Source organism: Methylobacterium sp. WL116, assembly GCF_008039455.1.
In the GTDB taxonomy this organism is placed as follows: domain Bacteria; phylum Pseudomonadota; class Alphaproteobacteria; order Rhizobiales; family Beijerinckiaceae; genus Methylobacterium.
In genome coordinates this window covers 1-491 of record NZ_VRUV01001124.1, presented here as the reverse complement: position 1 = coordinate 491, position 491 = coordinate 1, and the positions used below count along the sequence as shown (strand labels likewise).

At 69.2% G+C, this 491-nt stretch carries 1 pseudogene; it reads left to right on the top strand.

Features of this window, described 5'->3' with window-relative positions:
* Positions 1–169: 169 nt before the first annotated feature.
* Positions 170–491: pseudogene (locus FV223_RS29710) on the top strand (pilus assembly protein); the annotation flags it as partial.

Below are 491 nucleotides of genomic sequence, written 5' to 3'. Positions count from 1 at the left end.
TGCAGTCCACGGCCGTGTTCCGCACCGAGCCGTACCAGACCACCGCCTCGACCGGATGCTGAGGGCCGGGATGGTGCGGTGTTCCCCTCTTCATAGCTCAGGCGCGTCCGAGCGGGCCTTCGCTCGGTTCGCACGCGCGTCCGGCGGCGTCTCCGCGATCGAGTTCGCGTTGATCCTGCCCGTGCTGCTCGCGATCTTCGTGGGCCTTTCGGAGTACGCCCACGCGGTCGACAACTGGCGGAAGGTCACGCAGCTCGCCCGGACGGTGTCCGACCTGACTGCGCAGGGCGACGCCCAGAACCCGATCGACGCGTCGCTGATGCGCGACATCCTCGCCACCTCGACCCTGGTGCTGAAGCCGTTCGACGCCAGCGGCGTGAAGATCGTGGTGAGCGCGATGGCGGTCGACCTCACGAACCTCAACCTGATCCCGCGGGTCTGTTCCAGCACCGCCAACGCCAACGCGTCGCCCCGCGCCACGGGCGCCGCCT